The following is a 15,441-nucleotide window of genomic DNA, read 5'->3' as shown; positions in this document are numbered from 1 at the left end:
GTCATTGTTGATTCGCGATAATCGTTTTTCTCTCCCCGCGCAAGCCTCCGTGAAGGATGCATACGCGCTGAAAGCGTTGGTATTGCTCGTATTGCGATGGGGGGAGGGCACTGGTATAAAGGCGGCTCCGCAATCGTCCGCGCCGCAAGGGCGCCATGGATCGCGGGTCGTCGAACGATGCCAAAAGCTTGCGTTCGAAGATCTACCGTCTTCTCGTACGGGATCGCCTTCTGGCGATTCGAATTACCTTTGAAAGGGAGTCACGTAATGAATAAAACCGACCTGATCGCCGCCATTGCTGAAAAGGCTGAACTGTCGAAGGCTGACGCTGGCAAGGCGCTCGAAGGCCTGATCGAAGCCGTGAAGGACACCCTCAAGAAGGGTGAAGACGTTGCCCTCGTCGGCTTCGGCACCTTCAAGCTGCGCAGCCGCGCCGCCCGCACGGGTCGCAACCCGCGCACGAACGAAGAGATCAAGATTCCGGCGTCCAAGGTTCCGGCCTTCACGGCTGGCAAGGCGCTCAAGGATCACGTAAACTAAGTAGTCTTACCGTAGGGGTGCTTAGCTCAGCGGTAGAGCGTCGCCTTTACACGGCGCTGGTCGGGGGTTCGATCCCCTCAGCACCCACCAACGGTAAGTGGAGTGGTAGTTCAGTCGGTTAGAATGCTGGCCTGTCACGCCGGAGGTCGCGGGTTCGAGTCCCGTCCACTCCGCCAATCCGCAAAGGCGCCCGTGTGGCGCCTTTGCTTTATCTACCGTCGGTAAGGATTTGCCGACGCCAACTGTGCGAGTCGCATCATGCTGCAAGCCCTGCGTAACAAGATCCACGGTTGGCCCGCTGCCGTCGTCCTCGGCGTTTCGGTGTTCGCCGTTGCCTTCTTCGGCATCGAGTCGTACTTCGTATCGCGGGTCGATACGTATGTGGCGAAAGTCGGCGACCACGAGATCTCGCAGCAGGACTGGCAGAACCGGATGAACGAGCTGCGTCAGCAGATCGCGCAGAATCCGAATGCGCCGTTCACCGCCGCCGACCTCGAAAAACCCGAGCTCAAGCAGCAGATCCTCGACGGCATGATCGGCCAGGCGCTCCTACTCAAGGCCAATACCGATCTCGGCCTCGCGGTGTCCGACGTGAGCGTGCGCGAGGCCATCGGGTCCGACCCGGGCTTCGCCGTGAATGGGCAGTTCAGCCCCGACGCGTATAAAGCGATTCTTTCCATGCAGGGCATGAGCCCGGCCATGTATGAGTCCAAGATCCGTACGGATCTCGGCAACCAGATTATTCCGCAGGCCATCTTCTCGACCACCCTGGTCAGCGACGCCGATGTGGATGGCTTCTTCCGCCTCCAGCTGCAGCAGCGTGACCTGCGCTTCGTCGAAGTGCCGCGTCCGTCGCTCACCGACGCCACGGTAGCCGACACGGATATCGACGCGTTCTACAAGTCGCACGTGGCTGACTACACCACGCCCGAGCAGGTCTCGGTGCAGTACCTCGAAGTGAAGCAGGCCGATCTGAAGATCGGTGAGCCGACCGACGCCCAGCTCCACGAGTTCTACGACAAGTTCAAGCAGCGTTATGCGCAGCCGGAACAGCGTGAGGTCTCGCACATCCTCATCGACGTGCCCAAGAACGCCACGCCCGAGCAGCAGAAGGCCGCGCTCGAGAAGGCGAAGAAGATCGCCGCCGAAGCCACGCCGGAGAACTTCGCCAAGCTCGCCGCCGACAACTCGGAAGATCTGGGTTCCAAGCGCAGCGGCGGTGACCTCGGCTGGCTGGAAAAGGGCGTCGCCAACGCCGCCTTCGATACCGCGCTCTTCAGCATGAAGAAGGGCGAGATCACGAAGGAGCCGGTGCTTTCGCCGGAAGAGGGCTACCACATCATCTGGCTGCGCGATGCGCGCGAGGGCGATGCCAAGCCGTTCGCCGACGTGCGCGCGCAGCTTGCCGCGGATTGGGCGAAGGGCGAGGGCGAGCGTCTCTATAACGAGCGCGCCGGCCAGCTGGCCGATCTCGCCGAACGCAACCCGGGTTCGCTCGATGCTGCCGCCAAGGAACTCGGCGTCGAGATCCGCACCAGCCCGATGTTCGGTCGCGAGGGCGGTGAAGGCCTTGCCGCGAATCCGAAGTTCGTCGCCGCGGCTTTCGCCGACGACGTGCTCAACCAGGGCAACAACTCCTCGCTGGTGCAGGTCGATAAGGGCGACGCCATCGTCATCCACCTGTCCAAGCATGCTGCGGCCGCGCCGAAGAACCTGGCCGATGTTCGCGACGTGATTCGTCAGCGCATTCTCGACGAGCGTGTCGACGCCCTGGCGAAGAAGCAGGCTGACGAGATCGTCGCGCAGGCGGCCAAGGGCGGCGACATCGCGGCCCTCGCCAAGGCGCCGGTGCGTACCCTGCCGGCGCTCGAGCGCGGCAAGCTCAGTGCGATCAAGGATGCGCCGCAGGCCGTCCTGCAGCAGGCGTTCACCCTGCCGCGCCCGGTCGACGGCAAGCCGACCTGGTCGGTCGTGCGGACGGACGGTGCGGCTTACGCGATCGTCGCCGTGGACAAGGTGACGGACGGCGATCCCTCCAAGGTCGCCAAGGCCGATCGCGATAGTCTGCGCGGCCAGATGACCGCCGCCATGGCCCGGGCCGCGACGAGCGAGTACATCGACGCACTCAAGGCCAGTGGCGAGATCAAGATCGCCCAGGACCGTATGTAACACCACGAAGCCTTCAGCGCTTCGTCGAAAAGGCCCCTCGCTGAGGGGCTTTTTTTTTGGCTCATCGCGGAATTCCGGGGACGCCGAAGGCGGCGGACGTGGCGGCGCAGAGCCTTCGGTGCCCACCCTCGAGGCGAGTTCCGCACAAGTGGAGCGGCCGTAGGCCAGATAGATACATGGGCCGCGAAGCGGCCTTCCGCACCGAACGCGGAGGACTGTCTGAGCAGCGAGGGTGGACACCAAGGTCTCCCCCGCGAAGCGCCCAAGTGTAGAGAGCGATGGCGGCGCCGAGCCCTTTTTTGGCCTGCCTTCCGTGCGGAAGCGCATGGTGCGCCGGGACGATTACAATGGGCGTCTTACTGCGTCAAAGGGACAACCCGTGATCATTACCCCCAAGGTTCGTGGCTTCATCTGCACCACCGCTCATCCGGTCGGCTGCGAGAAGAATGTGGAAGAGCAGATCGCCATCACCCGGGCCAGCGGCGCATTCACCGCCGGTCCGAAGCGCGTGCTCGTGATTGGTGCCTCCACCGGCTACGGCCTTGCCTCGCGCATCACGGCCGCCTTCGGCCAGGGTGCTGCCACGCTGGGTGTGTTCTTCGAGAAACCCTCGAGCGAAACCAAGACCGGTACGGCCGGCTGGTACAACTCCGCCGCGTTCGACAAGCTCGCCACGCAGGCGGGCCTCTACAGCCGCTCGATCAATGGCGACGCCTTCTCCGACGAGACGCGTGCCAAGGCCATCGAGATCATCAAGGCCGACATGGGTGGCCCGATCGACCTCGTGGTCTATTCGCTCGCCTCGCCGGTGCGCAAGTTGCCGGGAACCGACACCGTCGTGCGTTCCGCACTGAAGACCATCGGTGAGACGTTCACTGCCTCGTCGGTCGACACCAACAAGGATGCCGTGATCCAGGCCTCCGTCGATCCTGCGACGCAGCAGGAAATCGATGACACCGTCACCGTCATGGGTGGCGCGGACTGGGCGTTGTGGATCGACGCCCTGACCGAAGCCGGCGTGCTCGCCGATAACGCCACGACGGTTGCTTACAGCTACGTCGGCACGTCGATCACCTGGCCGATCTACTGGGACGGCACGCTGGGCAAAGCGAAGCAGCATCTGGATCGCACCGCGAAAGAGCTTGGCGCAAAGCACGCTGGCCTGCGCGCCTATGTCGGCGTGATGAAGTCCGTGGTCACCCAGGCGAGTTCGGCGATTCCCGTGATTCCGCTCTACGTGTCCATGGTCTTCAAGATCATGAAGGCGAAGGGCATCCACGAGGGCACGATCGAGCAGATCAACCGCCTGTTCCACGAGCGTCTCTACCGCGCGGACGGCAAGGCGCCCGAGACGGACGCCGAAGGCCGCCTGCGCCTGGACGACTGGGAACTGCGCGATGACGTGCAGACCGAGTGCAAGGCGCTGTGGCCGACGGTCACCACGGAGAACCTGTGGACCGATACGGATTACGCCGGCTACAAGCACGACTTCATCAAGCTGTTCGGCTTTGATCGCAAAGACGTGGATTACGCGGCCGATGTGAACCCGGACGTGCGCTGGAACGTCGTCGAGATGTAATCCACTGTTCTATGGAGGGCCCCATATGGGGCCCTGTGTGGGGCCCTCCCACAGAGAGCGACCCACAGAAACGATCTACATCAAGCCGACGATGTTGAAGCCTGCATCGACGTAGGTGACTTCACCGGTCACGCCTGACGCAAGATCCGAACACAGGAAGGCGGCTACGTTGCCGACTTCCTTCTGTGTCACGCCGCGCCGCAAGGGTGCGACGTTGTCCACCTGTTCCAGGATGCGCCGGAAATTGCCGACGCCGGACGCGGCGAGCGTCTTGATCGGTCCGGCGGAAATCGCATTCACGCGCGTGCCTTCCGGCCCGAGGTTATAGGCGAGGTAACGCACGTTCGCTTCGAGGCTGGCCTTCGCCAGGCCCATCACGTTGTAGTTGGGCAGGGCGCGTTCGGCGCCGAGATAACTCAGCGTGAGGATCGCGCCACCGCGTCCGGTCATGAGCGGGCGTGCGGCCTTCGCCAGGGCGGCGAGGCTATAGCTGGAGATGTCATGCGCGACAGCGAAGTTCTCGCGCGTCAGGTTGTCGAGAAACTCACCTTGTAACGCTTCGCGCGGCGCAAAACCCACCGAGTGCACGAGCACGTCCAGGCCATCCCAGTGCTGGCCGAGTTCGGCAAACACACGGTCGATCTGCGCATCGATGCCGACGTCGCATTCGAGAACGAGGTTGGAACCGAATTCCTGCGCTGCTTCCTCGACGCGATCTTTCAGTCGTTCGTTCTGGTAGGTAAAAGCGAGTTCCGCCCCTTCGCGATGCATCGCCTCGGCGATACCCCAGGCGATGCTGCGACGGCTGGCGATGCCGACGATAAGGACGCGCTTGCGATGCAGGAAGCCCATGGGCTTAACGCGACGCGGTAAGGCGCAATACCTGGCCGGGCTTCACGGCCTGCGTCTGCAGGTCGTTCCATTTCATCAGCTGCTCGACGCTCACCTGATGGCGGCGTGCAATCGTCCACAGCGATTCGCCGTTGTTGACCTTGTAGACGATCACCACGGCAGGCTCCGCAGCCTTGCCGGACTTGTCGCCCTTGGTCGACTTAGCAGCCTTGGCGACAGCATCTGCCTTGCCCGACTTCGAGGCTTTTTCAGCCTTCGCTAATTCCGCCTTCGAAAGCTTGCCACCCTTGGCGTTCTTGCCAGCCTTGCCACTCTTCGCAGCAGGTACGTTGGCAACGGCATCGTCATCGACGGACGAGGAGGGCGGTTCAATCACAGCGGCAACCGGTCCGAGGTTGTACTGGTCGGCCGCGGTCTTCGGCAGCAGCAACGACGACGATACCGTGCCCTTGGTGGTGCGATACGCCGGATTGAAGTCGCGCAGATCATTCATCGACAGGCCCGACTGCTTCGCCGCCTGGGCGAGCGACTGCGGGTTCGACACCTGCACCACCTGCAGCGCATCGTCGCCATCCTGACGCGGAAGCTGCACGTTGAAGCGGCCGGGATCGCGCACGATGCAGGCAATGGCCATGAGCTTGACCAGATGCTCCCTGGTGCCCGCTTTCATCGGTACGTCAGGCAGGCCTTCTTCCCGCGTCGGACCACCGTGCTTGTCGATGGTCTTCTTCAGACCGAACTCGCCCGCGTTATAAGCGACGTCGACCAGGCGCCAGTCGCCGAGGTCGTCGTAGTAGCGATGCATCATGTTCATCACCGACTCGGTCGACTTGGTGATGTCCAGGCGCTCGTCGTAATTCTTCTCTACACGCAGGCCCAGCGTATGCGCGGTCTGCGGCATGATCTGCCACATGCCGGCCGGACGATTCTTCGCACCGGGCACGTGGCGATACTGACTCTCCACCCAAGGCAGCAGGGCGAACTCACCTGCCACGTCGTGTTTCATGGCCGACTTGTGCGCGTAGACGATCAGCGGCAGTACTTCGTTCACCTGCTGCTCGAAGCGGTTCGGCATCTTTGTATAGGTGCGCGCCCAGGCGAGCACCTCAGGGCCGGCTTCGCAGCCCGGCATCTCAAAGCTGTCACGCATGCCCGACCAGAAATCCGCCGGCGCGGCAGGGCGCACCAGCTTCGGCGACATGGACACATCTGCCACCGGGGTGGCGGTGGGTGCCGGCGTGACGGGCAGGGGCACCGGTCGCTGAGGGGCGGCGGCGCACGCCGTCAGCACCAGGGGAATGAGTGCGGGAAGTATGCGTCGGGTAAGAGCCATCATGCTGTGAATGTGTCCTTGGCCCGACGTAGCGCGGCGAAGCGCTCCGTCCGCGTGGCGGATTCCTTGCCCTGGGCGTCGACCCAGCGACGAATAGCGTCGCTGTCCACGCGCAGGAAGGGGTTGGTGGCGAACTCATCCGCGAGTCGGCTCGGCACGGACGGCCGACCTTCATCGCGCAGGCGCGCCACCTCGTCACGACGGAGGCGCAGGGGGGCGTTGTCCGGATCGACGCTGAGCGCGAAACGGATATTGGCCGCGGTGTATTCGTGCGCGCAGCAGACCAGGGTCTCCGGCGGCAGATCGGCGAAGCGCTCCAGCGATGCGAGCATCTGCTCGGGCGTGCCCTCGAACAGGCGGCCGCAGCCGACGCTGAAAAGGGTGTCGCCGCAGAACAGGAAGCCTTCGCCGAAGTAGGCAATGTGCGAGCTGGTGTGGCCCGGGACGGCGATGACCTTGAAGGTCGCCGCCGGGGATTCCAGCGTGATGACATCGCCGTCTTCGACGAAATGATTCTTCGGCTGGATGCGTGGATCCGCCGTGGCGTACACCTCCACGTCGTGGTCGCGGACCAGGTCCGAGACGCCACCGATGTGGTCGTTATGGTGGTGGGTGAGCAGGATCGCCTTCAGCCGCCAGCCTCGCTCATCGAGCGCGGCTTGGACCGGGGCGGCTTCACCAGGATCTACAACGAAAGCGTTGCCTTCGTCGTCGGCGACCAGCCAGATGTAGTTGTCGCTCAGAGCCGCGACGGGAACCCAATGCATCGGGCCGTACTCCGTAACCAGTTGGGCGGGGCGGCCGGACTATATCAGCCGGGTATATCCCACTCGTTAGGACCTCGTTAACGCGTGCGGGCCCCATTCAAGATCACTACACTCATCACAACATGCCCACCCTGGCCCCCGACATCTATGCGACGCCGCAGATCGGCAAGCTGCTGGCCGACGAGGCCCGCGTGCTGTCGCCCCTGCTGACCCGCTGTACCGGCGAGCATGGATTGCACCTCACCGCCTCTCTTCTGGCCGATCCGCCCGCCTTGCCCCTATTGGGCCACTGGGCGACCGTGCGGGTTGCCGGGGCGCTCCTGGGCGGCGACGTCCGTGCGAGCGGTCTGGAGGCCCTGCCGTTCGCCGACGACGCCTTCGGGGTGGTGCTGCTCCGGCACGCCCTGGAAACCACGGCGCGCCAGGACAATCTCCTCGACGAAGCGATTCGGGTGCTGGCCCCCGGCGGCATGCTCGCCATCACGGGCATCCATCCCGTGGGCCTGTGGTCTCCCTGGGTGGCGAGACAGGCCCGGGGCACCCGCCCGCGCCTGACCTGGCCATGGTGGTGGAGCCAGCGGCTGGTTCGCGACGATTTCGAGCTCTCCATGCCGCGCCGGCTGGGCAGCGCGTGGCCGCGTGCAGGCGGTTCGCCGGTCGGCGAATCCATGGTCGGTGGCGGATACATGCTTATTGCGCGCAAAAAGCGCCCGGCAGCGGTACCCTTGCGCCCCCGCATGGCGGCGGCCGAGGCACCCCTGCCTGGTTCGCTCGCTTCTGGCGCCCGTCGCAACGCACGTGAGTCCATCTCTTGACCGAAATCACCACCGAAACCGTTGAAGTCTTCACCGATGGCGCCTGCCTGGGTAATCCCGGCCCGGGTGGCTGGGCAGCTCTGCTGAGAGCCAAGGGCATCGAGAAGATGCTCGCTGGCGGCGAACCCGACACCACCAACAACCGCATGGAAATGATGGGTGCGATCTCGGCGCTCGAAGCGCTGACCCGTCGCTGCCATGTGCACCTGATGACCGATTCGAAGTACGTCATGCAGGGCGTGCAGGAGTGGGTACCGAAGTGGCGCCGCAACGGCTGGAAAACCGCCGACAAGAAACCCGTGAAAAACCAGGACCTGTGGATTCGCCTCGACGAGGCCGCCGCAGCACATACCGTCACATGGGAATGGGTGAAGGGCCATGCCGGCCATGTCGAGAACGAGCGCGTGGACGTCGCCGCGCGTGACCAGGCCATCATCTACAAGTCGAAGGGGACCCTCGCATGAGGCAGATCGTTCTCGATACCGAAACCACCGGCCTCGAAGCACACCTCGGTCATCGCCTCGTGGAAATCGGCGCGGTCGAGATGATCGGCCGCCGCCCCACCGGCAATCACTTTCACACCTACCTCAACCCGCAGCGCGCTATCGACGAAGAGGCGAGCAAGGTCACGGGTATCAAGGACGAACATCTCGTCGACAAACCGCTTTTCATCGAGAAGGTGGGTGAGTTTCTCGACTTCATTCGCGGCGCTGAGTTGATCATCCATAACGCGGCGTTCGACGTGGGCTTCCTGAATGCCGAGCTGAAGCGGGCAGGGGAGCACTACGGGCAGATTGCGGATTACGCCACGGTGCTCGATACGCTGCTCATGGCGCGCCAGATGTATCCGGGCCAGCGCAACAGCCTCGACGCATTATGCAAGCGTCTCGGCGTCGACAACACCAAGCGCGATCTCCACGGCGGCCTGCTCGATGCCCAGCTGTTGGCGGACGTCTATATCGCCATGACGACCGGTCAGGGCGGGCTCGAGTTCGCCTTCGATGCGAATGACGAGCGTGGCCGCACCAGCGTGCTGCAGGACATCGTGATGAAGCGTCGTCCAATCGTGCGTCATGCCGATCCGGAAGAGCTTGCGCGGCACGCGAAGCGGGTCGAGGCGCTGGATAAATCAGCGGGTGGGCAGAGTATCTGGCGGAAGATGGAAACGTCGGAGACGATTCACTGACCTGCGATTACAGGCAGCGGCTCAAGCCGCTGCGCGAAGCAGGATTGCTGTGATGTTGTCGCGTGCGCTGCCCGAGAGGGCTTCGAGCAGGAGGTGATCGACACCTTCCTGCGCGGCGATGTCCGTACGCGAGACGATCGCGCCGATCCGCTCATCGTCCACTTCATCGGTGAGACCGTCCGTGCATAGCAGCAGCCGTGCGCCGTAGGGCAATTCACCCCTGGCGAGACCGATGTGGAGCTGGTCCGGCGAGGTAATGCCCAGGGCCTGCGTCAGCACGCTGCGCTGCGGATGCGTCCGCGCCTGGGCCTCGGTCAGTTCACCCGCCTCAACCAGGGCTTCCACGATGGAATGGTCGTGCGAGAGGCGCTTGAGTTCGCCGTCCCAGATATAGATGCGACTGTCACCGACCCAGGCAGCCTCGTAGGAGCGCCCGACCAGGCGCACGGCGGCAATGGTCGTGCCCATGGGCCGGGATTCTGAGAGGCCGCTGGAGCGGGCAATCAGCGCCTCGTTCACCCGCTGGATCGCGTCCACGAGTGACTGACCGGCGGTGACCTGGGCCACCACGCCGTCGCGCGCCGTGGCCGAGGCCACCTCGCCGTGCTTGTGCCCGCCCATGCCGTCCACGACCAGGAACAACCCGAGCCCGGCGTCGGCGTAATAAGTGTCCTCGTTACGCGTGCGGCGGAGGCCGGTATGCGTGCCGTGTCCGAACTCGATCATGGGTGCCTTAGGTGCTGGGAAAGGGCGCCACGGCGCCGGAATGCACAGGGAGGATGCCCCATCAAAAGTCTGTTGTCACGGCAGGAGAGACCCACTATCATTGCGGGCCCGGCAGAGCGAAAGCCCTGCCGTCGACCGTTCACGGAGAGGTGGCAGAGTGGTCGAATGTACCTGACTCGAAATCAGGCGTTGGTGAAAGCCAACCGTGGGTTCGAATCCCACCCTCTCCGCCAGTTCGCAGAAAAGCCCGCATAAAGCGGGCTTTTTTGTTGGCGGAGAAAAGCTACGGGGCACAAATCGGGACACGCGAGGCCTGATGAGACTCCCGCACTACTTTTTTGGCTGTCGCCATGTTCGCCATGTCACTTCTCCGTTCTCAGACCGTCTTCATCCAGCCTCGGGGTGTCTCGTTGGAGGTCTGTGCCTGTGGCGTATGAGCGGCCTTCGCAACCAGCACCATTGAAGGGCACCTTCGTCGCAACTGGCGTATAGCCGATGCAAACGAATGCTTGCATCGTGTATCCAGTAGGATACAATTGCGTCAAAGGAATGCGTGTGCGCCTCCGGAGCCATCGTAAGTTATGGAAATCACAGTAAAACAAACCGATGGATTTGCTAAGTGGCACCAGGAACTTAGAGACATCAAGGCCAAGGTTGCCATCGCTCGCCGGATCGATAGAGTCGCGATGGGTAACTTTGGTGACTGCGAGCCTGTCGGCGAAGGCGTTTCAGAATTACGAGTGGATGTGGGTGCAGGTTATCGAGTCTATTTGATCCAGCGTGGGAAGGAGGTCGTGATCCTTCTGTGCGGTGGGGACAAGAAGTCCCAAGCCAGCGACATCAAGAAAGCCAAGAGCATGGCTGCCGATCTCTAATGGTTAGGATCGTCACCGGAGAATTTGAGAATGAGTACCCAACTCCTACCGTTCGACCTATCCGCAATCCTTGATAGTGATGAGGCGGTTGCCGAGTACGTGCGCCAAGTCCTCGAAGATGGCGACACAGACGAAATGCTTCGTGCTGTGGGTCATGTTGCGAAAGCACGTGGGATGGCTCAGGTAGCAAGGGATGCCGGTCTCGGTCGTGAAAGTCTGTACAAGGCTCTTCGGCCTGGCGCACAACCTAAGTTTGAGACGATGAACAGGGTTTTCGGCGCACTTGGATTTAGGTTGTCAGTGGAGCCTGTGAAACGTCCTGGCGCTGCCGCCTGATGTGCTGTGGCAATCTGACGCTATGCTGGATCCCCGCCGTAGTGGCGCAGTGGTCAGAATGTGCCTGACTCGAAATCAGGCGTTGGTGAAAGACAACCGTGGGTTCTAACCCCACCCTCTCCGCCGACAAAAAAGCCTCGGGGCACAAATCGGGACACACGAGGCCCCGATGAGACTCCCGCATTACCTTGTTTGCTCGCCGTCCGGCACATGGGGACCACCTCACCGTCGTTGCCCTCATAACCACCCGGACGTCGACCCGGCAAGCGGGCACTCCACCGCGCTGCTTCATGCCGCTCACAGAGGCCACTGGCGATGTGTCGAGGTGCTCCTGCCGGTCAGTGACCCCAACGCGCGGAATGCAGAAGCAATCTGGCGGGTGGCGAAGCATCGGCATGGCAGGGCGGTCCGGCTGCTGGCGCCCGTGTCCGACACGTCGGGATGGGAGAGGTGGATGTGGAAAGAACTGGATGGACGTGCTGGATGGGTGGCCAGCAACACGAAGCCTTGAGCTTGGTATTGTTCGGACTGCGGTTTCGGCTGGACGTAAGACATGGACAACAATCAGGCGGACAGACCCAATCGGTTCGACGAGTCAATGGGTGCAGCACTTGGCGAAGTCATGCATGTTCTCGAAAACAAGCTTGTCGAGTTGCAGGTGGTCTGGCTGCAATATCGACAGTTGTTCGGCACCGATATCAGGGCAACGCTTTACGTCATCTGTCGGCACCATTGGTTCCCCATATGTCAAATGCGGTTTACGAGGAAACTTGGGGCGAGGTAGCTGCAGACTTTGAAGGATGGGGCAAGACCGCCCAATTCCGTCGGTTCGCGGTTCATCCGGAGCTGCCTCGTGAGGCCTACGTTCGATTGACGCTTGTTCGATTGACCTCACTGGGTATGTAGAAGGCGTTCGCGGGGTCGCGCGGAAACGGCTATGCCCAGTGGCCCGGCCGCCTTGGGCTTTGCCGTGAATTGGCCCGTCACCCGCGCCTCTGGACCGCCATCGACGCCCATTGCTAGGATGCCCCCGGCCACCCGGCCGAATGGAATCTAACAGGGGACAACATGAAGACGTTCTGCTGTGCGGCGGCTCTTGCCGTCGTTTTGAGTGGGTGTGTGTCTGCTCCGACGAAATCGTTGGAGCAAGGTTCAACTCTGCAAGGCAAGCATGTCGTTGTTTCGCACTATGCAAAACCGGACTTTTCCGCCATGACGGCGGGAAAGGCGGCGTTCGGACTGTTTGGGGCCGTGGCCATGATCAACGCCGGCAACGACCTGGTTAAGTCCGAGGGTATCGAAGATCCGGCCATCGAGATCAGCCAGCGCCTCGCCGACGATATGGCGGCAAAACGGTCGGCTACCGTGCTTCCTGCTTCGAACAAGATTGCTACAGACGATAGCCCGGCATCACTGGTGAAGGTCTATCCCGGTGCCGACGTCATCCTCGACGTGAAAACGATCAACTGGATGTACGCGTATTACCCATCCCAGTGGAGCAAGTATCACGTCATGTACGTCGCACGAGTTCGCCTGATCGACGGAAAGACCGGTGCCTTGGTTGCACAGCACCTGTGCAACGTCGACCCGACCGATCCCAAGAACCCGCCAACTAGCGACGCCCTTCGCGCAGACCATGCGGCACTGCTGAAGGAGTCGCTCCACAAGGCCGCCGACACCTGTGTCAGCGATGCCGAGCAAAAGGCACTGAGAGTCTGAAGCGGCCCCCTGGCCGACTCGACCGTCCTTAACGTCTGGAACGGAAAGGCTGCCCTTCGGGGCGGCCTTTCCGCCTTCTGGGAAAGGGAAACGGCGGACGTAAACCCTTTGCCCCGAATACGGCACTTACCCCCTTGAGGCGTAGGCACGCTCATGCCGCGCAATGTGTCCTTCGTGACCCCTCGAGGAATTCACCCGCAATGCCCGCACTCAGCCAGCTAGCTCCGCAACCCCGCCTCGTGGCCGCAGCGCGGCCGGGGCATGTCGTCCTCGGGGTGAACAATTTCTGCAATCTGCGGTGTGTCATGTGTGATGTCGGCACCGGGAATGCTGAGACCAATTTCGGCGCCAATCTCATGGGGGCCCAGACACGGTCCATGCCGCTGGAGCTGTTCCATACCATTGCCGACGATATGGCGGCTTTCTGCCCCGACGCCCGCATGGGCTTCGCCTTCACCGAGCCGCTCGCCTGGAAGCCGCTGGGCGACGCACTGGCGTACGCCTCGTCGCTGGGCTTGTATACGACCGTCACCACCAATGGCCTGCTCCTACCCAAGCGGGCAGCGGAGTTGGTGGCGGGCGGCTGCCGCGGTCTGTTCGTCTCATTGGACGGTCCAGCGGCACTGCATGATCAGATCCGGCGCCACCACGGCAGCTTTGCCCGGGCCGTGGAGGGTATCAAGGCCGTTGCGGCGCTACCCAACCCGCCGGAAATCTCCGTCTTCTGCACGATCAGCGAATACAACGTCGGTCATCTCAAGACATTCCTTAAAGACATCAGTGATCTGCCACTGAAGCTCGTGGGCCTGATCCACAATAATTTCGTGACGCCCGCGCTGGCCAACGAACACAACGCGCTCTATGGCCAGGCCTATCCCGCCACGGCTTCGAACAGCTTCCAATCCGATCCGACATCGATCGACGTCGCCCGCCTGGCCGCCGAACTGACCGACATCAAGGGATCGATCTGGCCGTTCAAGGTCACGATCCAGCCCGATCTCGTGAGCGAGTCCGACCTCGACATCTACTATCACCATCCCTCGCAATTCGTTGGCCGCCGTTGCCACGATGCTTTCCGCATCCTGATGGTCGACGCCGATGGCGAATCCGTGCCCGTTCACGGGCGTTGCTATCGGTTCGCGATCGCCAATGTTCGGGATGTTGGCCTTGAGGGCATCTGGAAGCACTCGAGCATCGAAGCGCTGCGGGAGAAGCTCAGTGAGGCAGGGGGGCTTCTGCCTGCTTGCAGCCGGTGTTGTGGAGGGTTTGGTACGTAGAGAAGCCGTCAGGCTGTTGGCTCGGGCTGGGCCTGTGAGTCGTATAGGCCTGCCCGGGTCTCCTGGAAATTCCGCGGCAGCGAGATTTGAGGCGCGGCCCGCAAGTGCCTGGCTACCTTGGCCACTTCGTACTCGGTGCGCGTTCCGTTCGAGGTTTGCCACTGGCGCACCCGCACCCTACAAACCAGCGAATCACCCTTCGAGAACGATTCGAGGTCGGTATTGACCGCATGAAGGAACTCTGTGTCCGAGATCGTCGCGCTGATCGTGAACGAGCCATCCGACAGCCGCCACTTGTTGTCGATGATTAGCAGTTCCTCTGCTGCGGGAGCGACAAACGAGCAGCGCTCCGTGTCTCGAAAGACTACGCCATCGAGTTAGTAAATCTTGCTGCGCGTACCAGTGCTGCAATCCGTCCTGACGACCCTGCATTGGCCGCCACCCGCACGTGAGCAGGCAGCTATGGCGAAGGCTACTGCATCATCCTTCGTCCCTGCATTCGGCGTACCCGCCGCAAAGGAGCGCGCGGTACTGTCGCGAACCAGGGACATGCAGCCGTCCTGTTGCTCCACGAGAATCTTGCAGTCACTGCCCTTGCATTCCGACTTGATGCTGCCCTGCAGCTCTTCATGCGTACCGTACCCATGAAGAAACATGAAGCGGTTCGTCTTGTTCTCGACGGCAAGGGCGTTGAAGTAAGTAGGCACAATCCAGGCGCCATCCATGTCCTTGACGAGCCCGGACGCGGGTTTCGGCAATTTCTCTGTCCTGGAGTTGTAGCGTCCCTCCTCGACAGACACGCGCGTGGCGGTGGTCACCACCCAGGTCGCATCCTTTCGGACAAAGTCCATAGTGGTCGTCGATGGTTGCTCACCTCCATCCATCTGATCGAGGTGAACGTGACTCGGTGTGACCTTGAGGTTAGCGAACGCAAACGGGTCATCGTGGAACTGGCTGCACTTTGAGCAGGCGATGATCTTGTCGCTCGACACTTCCGGGACGAACTTGCCGTCTTTCCTTCCGACAATGATGAGGTCCCTGTACGTCACGCCATCCTTGTCGGGCGACGTTTCAAACACCGCCACGGCATTCGCATCAACTTGGTCGCCACTGGCCTTGAAGACGAGTAGGTGAGTGCCCTGCGGTGCGGCAGCAACGATCTCTGCGGGTGCGTTCGGCGGAGGCTCGGCCGCTTTTGACATCGCCGGGAACGCCATGAGCGCGGCGAGGGCGCTCAGGAAGCATATGCGTGGGGTCTGCATGTGTT

At 62.3% G+C, this 15,441-nt stretch carries 15 protein-coding genes and 3 tRNA genes; 13 read left to right on the top strand and 5 right to left on the bottom strand.

Going from position 1 to position 15,441, the window contains the following annotated elements; all coding sequences use genetic code 11:
• Positions 1–267: 267 nt before the first annotated feature.
• The 5 genes from C8J98_RS14865 (at position 268) to fabV (ending at position 4,288) form a co-directional block, all read left to right on the top strand.
• Positions 268–540: an HU family DNA-binding protein gene (locus C8J98_RS14865; protein ID WP_036112061.1), complete on the top strand. Its 273-nt coding sequence runs from the start codon at positions 268–270 to the stop codon at positions 538–540.
• Positions 541–555: 15 nt separating this feature from the next.
• Positions 556–630, top strand: a tRNA-Val gene (locus tag C8J98_RS14860).
• A 9-nt stretch (positions 631–639) separates the two neighbouring features.
• Positions 640–716 (top strand) — tRNA-Asp (locus tag C8J98_RS14855).
• An 82-nt stretch (positions 717–798) separates the two neighbouring features.
• Complete coding sequence (locus tag C8J98_RS14850) at positions 799–2,709, top strand: SurA N-terminal domain-containing protein (protein ID WP_107913968.1); 1,911 nt, start codon at positions 799–801, stop codon at positions 2,707–2,709.
• 379 nt (positions 2,710–3,088) lie between these two features.
• Positions 3,089–4,288: an enoyl-ACP reductase FabV gene (fabV, locus tag C8J98_RS14845; protein ID WP_107913967.1), complete on the top strand. Its 1,200-nt coding sequence runs from the start codon at positions 3,089–3,091 to the stop codon at positions 4,286–4,288.
• Between the two features lie 75 nt (positions 4,289–4,363).
• Here the strand turns inward: fabV and C8J98_RS14840 are convergent, their stop codons facing one another.
• From C8J98_RS14840 to gloB, 3 genes are read right to left on the bottom strand one after another with little or no spacing between them, the layout of a single operon-like run.
• Positions 4,364–5,140: an enoyl-ACP reductase gene (locus C8J98_RS14840; RefSeq protein ID WP_107913966.1), complete on the bottom strand. Its 777-nt coding sequence runs from the start codon at positions 5,138–5,140 to the stop codon at positions 4,364–4,366.
• A gap of 4 nt (positions 5,141–5,144) precedes the next feature.
• Entirely contained in the window at positions 5,145–6,476 is a 1,332-nt protein-coding gene (locus C8J98_RS14835) for a transglycosylase SLT domain-containing protein (protein WP_107913965.1), read from the bottom strand.
• The gene (gene gloB, locus C8J98_RS14830) at positions 6,473–7,240 is read right to left on the bottom strand and encodes a hydroxyacylglutathione hydrolase (protein WP_107913964.1); all 768 of its coding nucleotides are present in this window, start codon (positions 7,238–7,240) and stop codon (positions 6,473–6,475) included. Before gloB ends, C8J98_RS14835 begins: the two co-directional genes overlap by 4 nt.
• 122 nt (positions 7,241–7,362) lie before the next feature.
• On the opposite strand from gloB, the gene C8J98_RS14825 reads away from it, so the two are divergent.
• From C8J98_RS14825 to dnaQ, 3 genes are read left to right on the top strand one after another with little or no spacing between them, the layout of a single operon-like run.
• Positions 7,363–8,055: a methyltransferase domain-containing protein gene (locus tag C8J98_RS14825; protein WP_107913963.1), complete on the top strand. Its 693-nt coding sequence runs from the start codon at positions 7,363–7,365 to the stop codon at positions 8,053–8,055.
• The gene (gene rnhA, locus C8J98_RS14820; protein ID WP_233260245.1) at positions 8,052–8,519 is read left to right on the top strand and encodes a ribonuclease HI; all 468 of its coding nucleotides are present in this window, start codon (positions 8,052–8,054) and stop codon (positions 8,517–8,519) included. The genes C8J98_RS14825 and rnhA overlap by 4 nt, the downstream gene beginning before the upstream one ends.
• Positions 8,516–9,241, top strand: coding sequence for a DNA polymerase III subunit epsilon (gene dnaQ / locus C8J98_RS14815; protein WP_107913962.1), 726 nt, complete (start codon positions 8,516–8,518; stop codon positions 9,239–9,241). The genes rnhA and dnaQ overlap by 4 nt, the downstream gene beginning before the upstream one ends.
• Before the next feature lie 21 nt (positions 9,242–9,262).
• Here dnaQ and C8J98_RS14810 read toward each other — a convergent pair whose 3' ends face one another.
• Positions 9,263–9,967 carry a protein phosphatase 2C domain-containing protein gene (locus tag C8J98_RS14810; RefSeq protein ID WP_107913961.1) on the bottom strand — a complete coding sequence of 235 codons (705 nt, stop codon included), beginning with the start codon at positions 9,965–9,967 and terminating at the stop codon, positions 9,263–9,265.
• A 143-nt stretch (positions 9,968–10,110) separates the two neighbouring features.
• Here C8J98_RS14810 and C8J98_RS14805 point away from each other — a divergent pair.
• The 5 genes from C8J98_RS14805 (at position 10,111) to C8J98_RS14780 (ending at position 14,174) form a co-directional block, all read left to right on the top strand.
• A tRNA-Ser gene (locus C8J98_RS14805) sits at positions 10,111–10,200 on the top strand.
• A gap of 348 nt (positions 10,201–10,548) precedes the next feature.
• Positions 10,549–10,842: a type II toxin-antitoxin system RelE/ParE family toxin gene (locus C8J98_RS14800; RefSeq protein ID WP_107913960.1), complete on the top strand. Its 294-nt coding sequence runs from the start codon at positions 10,549–10,551 to the stop codon at positions 10,840–10,842.
• Between the two features lie 30 nt (positions 10,843–10,872).
• The gene (locus C8J98_RS14795) at positions 10,873–11,178 is read left to right on the top strand and encodes an addiction module antidote protein (RefSeq protein ID WP_107913959.1); all 306 of its coding nucleotides are present in this window, start codon (positions 10,873–10,875) and stop codon (positions 11,176–11,178) included.
• Between the two features lie 1,068 nt (positions 11,179–12,246).
• The gene (locus tag C8J98_RS14785) at positions 12,247–12,897 is read left to right on the top strand and encodes a hypothetical protein (RefSeq protein ID WP_146171645.1); all 651 of its coding nucleotides are present in this window, start codon (positions 12,247–12,249) and stop codon (positions 12,895–12,897) included.
• Between the two features lie 200 nt (positions 12,898–13,097).
• On the top strand, positions 13,098–14,174 hold the full coding sequence (locus C8J98_RS14780; RefSeq protein WP_107913956.1) for a radical SAM protein: 1,077 nt from the start codon (positions 13,098–13,100) through the stop codon (positions 14,172–14,174).
• Positions 14,175–14,551: 377 nt separating this feature from the next.
• Here C8J98_RS14780 and C8J98_RS14775 read toward each other — a convergent pair whose 3' ends face one another.
• Entirely contained in the window at positions 14,552–15,436 is an 885-nt protein-coding gene (locus C8J98_RS14775) for a DUF4189 domain-containing protein (RefSeq protein WP_107913955.1), read from the bottom strand.
• Between the last annotated feature and the right edge of the window lie 5 nt (positions 15,437–15,441).

The organism is Luteibacter sp. OK325 (genome assembly GCF_003050935.1).
Classification (GTDB): Bacteria; Pseudomonadota; Gammaproteobacteria; order Xanthomonadales; family Rhodanobacteraceae; genus Luteibacter.
The sequence above is the reverse complement of the archived record's forward strand: the minus strand, read 5'-3'. Positions and strand labels throughout refer to the sequence as shown.

Bases quoted from the DNA above. Each gene is read 5' to 3' on its own strand.
- C8J98_RS14865 (WP_036112061.1), top strand. From the start codon at position 268: ATGAATAAAACCGACCTGATCGCCGCCATTGCTGAAAAGGCTGAACTG.
- C8J98_RS14850 (WP_107913968.1), top strand. From the start codon at position 799: ATGCTGCAAGCCCTGCGTAACAAGATCCACGGTTGGCCCGCTGCCGTC.
- C8J98_RS14840 (WP_107913966.1), bottom strand. From the start codon at position 5,140: ATGGGCTTCCTGCATCGCAAGCGCGTCCTTATCGTCGGCATCGCCAGC.
- C8J98_RS14835 (WP_107913965.1), bottom strand. From the start codon at position 6,476: ATGATGGCTCTTACCCGACGCATACTTCCCGCACTCATTCCCCTGGTG.
- gloB (WP_107913964.1), bottom strand. From the start codon at position 7,240: ATGCATTGGGTTCCCGTCGCGGCTCTGAGCGACAACTACATCTGGCTG.
- C8J98_RS14825 (WP_107913963.1), top strand. From the start codon at position 7,363: ATGCCCACCCTGGCCCCCGACATCTATGCGACGCCGCAGATCGGCAAG.
- dnaQ (WP_107913962.1), top strand. From the start codon at position 8,516: ATGAGGCAGATCGTTCTCGATACCGAAACCACCGGCCTCGAAGCACAC.
- C8J98_RS14810 (WP_107913961.1), bottom strand. From the start codon at position 9,967: ATGATCGAGTTCGGACACGGCACGCATACCGGCCTCCGCCGCACGCGT.
- C8J98_RS14800 (WP_107913960.1), top strand. From the start codon at position 10,549: ATGGAAATCACAGTAAAACAAACCGATGGATTTGCTAAGTGGCACCAG.
- C8J98_RS14795 (WP_107913959.1), top strand. From the start codon at position 10,873: ATGAGTACCCAACTCCTACCGTTCGACCTATCCGCAATCCTTGATAGT.
- C8J98_RS14785 (WP_146171645.1), top strand. From the start codon at position 12,247: ATGAAGACGTTCTGCTGTGCGGCGGCTCTTGCCGTCGTTTTGAGTGGG.
- C8J98_RS14780 (WP_107913956.1), top strand. From the start codon at position 13,098: ATGCCCGCACTCAGCCAGCTAGCTCCGCAACCCCGCCTCGTGGCCGCA.
- C8J98_RS14775 (WP_107913955.1), bottom strand. From the start codon at position 15,436: ATGCAGACCCCACGCATATGCTTCCTGAGCGCCCTCGCCGCGCTCATG.